At 41.4% G+C, this 3,537-nt stretch carries 3 protein-coding genes; all 3 read left to right on the top strand.

The window, feature by feature from the left end:
* Positions 1-1,467, top strand: a 1,467-nt coding sequence (locus ACEW8O_RS15025; protein ID WP_373495443.1) for an SLBB domain-containing protein, incomplete at its 5' end; no start/stop codon positions are given.
* Positions 1,468-1,469: 2 nt separating this feature from the next.
* Entirely contained in the window at positions 1,470-2,540 is a 1,071-nt protein-coding gene (locus ACEW8O_RS15020) for an exopolysaccharide biosynthesis protein (protein ID WP_373495442.1), read from the top strand.
* A gap of 13 nt (positions 2,541-2,553) precedes the next feature.
* The coding region (locus ACEW8O_RS15015) for an oligosaccharide flippase family protein (RefSeq protein ID WP_373495441.1) at positions 2,554-3,537 on the top strand (984 nt) is incomplete at its 3' end.

The raw sequence follows: 3,537 nt of genomic DNA, 5'->3' as shown, positions 1-3,537 counted from the left end.
GTCTCCGATATTTTCGATAACCAATTCTCAATTTTTATGGTCAAAGGCGGTGACCAATATACTGTAGGCAGGGTATTGAACAGGTATTCAAATCGCGTACAGATAAAAGGGGCAGTTTTCCGGGAAGGTAATTTTGCCCTGACTGATGGACTTACACTTGGGCAATTGATCAAAAATGCAGATGGAATCAGAGGCGAAGCCTATCTTGAAAGGGCAAGTATTCTCAGAACAAACGATGACCTGAGCACAGAAGTCATTTCAGTCAACCTTAGAGAATTACTCAGTGGCAACAGACAGGATATTCTCTTACAAAGGGAAGATGTGGTCAGGATTTCGAGTATTTATGATCTTCAGGAAGAATTTTATGTGCAGATTACAGGAGAAGTAAGAAATCCGGGTACCTACCCTTTCTCCAACCAAATGTCAGTTGAAGACTTAATAATCCTGGCAGGAGGATTAAGGGAAGCTGCAAATCGAAAAGATGTTGAAATTGCCAGAAGATCGCAGGATACAAATGTTGGCACTTTCTCAGAATTGATTCCTGTCAACATTGATCTTGACCTCACCCTTCAGGAAAACCCAATTTCCCTTTTACCTTACGATAATGTAATTGTCAGGAGAAAACCCAATTTCACCTTGGATAGATTGGTTCAGGTGGAAGGTCAGGTAAATTCCCCGGGTGTCTTTTCGGTTACCACTGCAGAAGAACGGGTTTCTGACCTGATCAAAAGGTCCGGAGGATTGACTCCTTATGCCTATCCAAAAGGTGCTACTTTAATCCGTAGAACTGAGTTTTTTGAAACTGAATCAGAACAATTAAGAAGACAGCGGAACCTTCAGGATCTTCAAGTGAAATTACAATCGGATCCCAACAATACAGAAGCACAGGAATTGCTCTTGGAAAGGCTTTTCAAGGATTTGGGCAATACCCCTACTGATGTTACCGAAGGTGCCATTGCCACCCAATCCAAAAGAGAGGCTTTGGCCGGAATCGCAGAAACCAAATCCGGTCTCAGTGAAATTAAAATCAAACAGCGGGAAGCTGTAGCCATTGACCTAGAATCGATCTTGAAAAATCCAGGTTCGGACAAAGACCTGATCCTGGAAGAAGGTGATATCATATCCATTCCCAGACAATTGCAAACGGTGAGGATGCGGGGGGATGTAGTCTATCCTGCCACTGTAAGGTACGAGAAGGATAGGGGAATGAAGTATTATATCAATAGAGCTGGAGGTTACGATATCCGGGCCAACAGAAAGCGGACCTATGTGGTCTATGCCAATGGAGAAGTCGCAAGAACCAAAGGATTTTTGGGCATCAGGTCCTATCCTTCCATTGCACCCGGGGCCGAAGTCATCGTCCCTACCAAAGGACCTAGACTTCCTGTAAGACCCGGAGAAATAATCGGTATCACCACAGGCATTGCCACCCTGGCACTGATCATTTCGCAACTCAATTTCGAATAAGCATGAAGGGGCAACAACATATTTTGGATGATAAAATCACCTTCAAAGAGATCGTGGAGAGATTCCGCAATTGGATTGGGTTTTTTGTCAGCAAATGGAAGACCTTGCTATTTGCTGTCATCATTGGAGCAGGATTAGGCGCATTGGCATCAGTTATAAAAAAACCTGTTTATCATGCCGAGACGACTTTTGTTCTTGAAGAGTCTGATATGGGTGGATTGAATCAAATGTCAGGTCTGGCTTCACTTTTGGGCATCAATATCGGTTCCATTGGCGGATCCTCCAGTGGGATTTTTCAAGGTGACAACATCATGGAATTGTATAAATCTGACAATATGCTGGGCAAAACATTGCTTAGCACTTTCAATTCAGAATCATTGCTGATTGACAGATTCATTGAATTCAATAAGCTTTCCGATAAATGGAAACGAAAAGTAGATTTAGAAAAAATGGACTTCTCTATTGCAAGGGAAAGATTTACGGTTACCCAGGATTCAGTGGTTAAGGAAATTTCAAAAATCATCAGGGAAAAACTCCTTGCAGTTGAAAAACCCAACAGAAAGCTGAGCATCATTCAGGTTAACATCAGTTCAAAAGATGAGGCCTTTGCGAAAGTCTTCAATGAAACATTGGTTGATAATGTCAATTCATTTTACTTCGAAACCAAGACCAGGAAAACAGCGGAAAACGTCGGCATATTGCAGATCCAATCTGATAGCGTCAGGGCTGTCCTGGATGATAACCTAGTGGAATTTGCCGGGATGGCTGACAGGATACCGTTCCCAAATCCCCTGCTTCAAACTGCAACAGTGGAAGGAAGGAAAAAACAGATCGATATTCAGGCGGCTTCAGCAGTCTATGCAGAAATCACCAAAAACCTGGAGATCGCAAAAGTCAACCATAGGAACAATTCCCCTCTTATTCAGATCATTGACGGACCAAGGTTACCATTAAGAATGACCAAAATCAAACTCCTGAAAGGAATTGTTTTTGGCGGCGTAATTTTCTTTTTTCTGGCCATAGCCTATTTGTATTTCAGGAAACTGTACAGTATGCATTTCACAGGTTACTGATCCATCTTTTGATATGATTGAAAAACTAAATTCATTTTCATTTTCCAACCTGATCAGAAATAAACCCATTCAGAATTTTGCTTTTTTGGCTACCATTCAGGCCTCCAATGTGATCATCTCATTGATCACTATCCCTTTGTTGATCCAATCCATCGGTGTAGACCAGTTCGGATTGGTCAATTTGGCCCTTTCCATAATAGTACTTTTCAATATTCTGGTAGGCTTTGGCTACAACCTCAGCGGTCCCCGTGAAGTTGCTCTAAACCACCAAAACAAACAGGCGCTTTCACATTTGGTCTCCAATATCATTTTCAGCAAAATGCTGATGGCCTTTTTGGCAAGCCTTTGTATTGTCCTAGCAATTTTTGCCTTCGGTATGTTTCAAGAGTATCAATGGATACTTTTGTTTTCCCTTTTATTGCTTTTTTCAGAAGCCACGCTTCCACTTTGGTTTTTTCAGGGAATGGAAAAGATGAAAGTGATTTCCATTGCAAATGTGTTCAGCAAATTGCTGTACCTGTTGGGCATCATTTTGTTTATCCACTCCCCGGAACAATCCATTTGGGTCAACTTCCTTTTGGGCATAACAGGACTCAGTATCAACCTGCTATTGCTGTTATACATCCATTACCAAATGGACATCAAATTCTTTAAACCAAAATTTTTAGGTGTTTATGACTCGATCAGGGAAAATGGGTTATTGTTCCTTTCCAACATGGCAACGCATATTTCAATTAATGGAGGGCTTATCATTCTCAGCTTTTTTTCTACCACTGAAATACTCGGTATGTTCAGTTTGGCAGAGCGGGTATCAATGGTTTTACGGTTGTTTCCCGCTTTGGTCATGCAGGCCATTTATCCCAATGCTGCAAGATTGCTACAATCAGATCTACCCCGATTTATTCGATTTATAAAAAAAGTCTATGGAATTTCTTTGCTTCTAGGGCTTTTGGGTTCCTTGACAACTTTTATCCTGGCTCCATTTATCATTCAAATA

The organism is Aquiflexum sp., from assembly GCF_041749095.1.
Taxonomy (GTDB): domain Bacteria; phylum Bacteroidota; class Bacteroidia; order Cytophagales; family Cyclobacteriaceae; genus Aquiflexum.
Note: the sequence above shows the minus strand (reverse complement) of the source record. Positions and strands in the feature narration are given on the sequence as shown.

What these genes read in the sequence shown, in the direction of transcription:
- ACEW8O_RS15020 (WP_373495442.1), top strand. Translation starts at nt 1,470, where the DNA reads ATGAAGGGGCAACAACATATTTTGGATGATAAAATCACCTTCAAAGAG.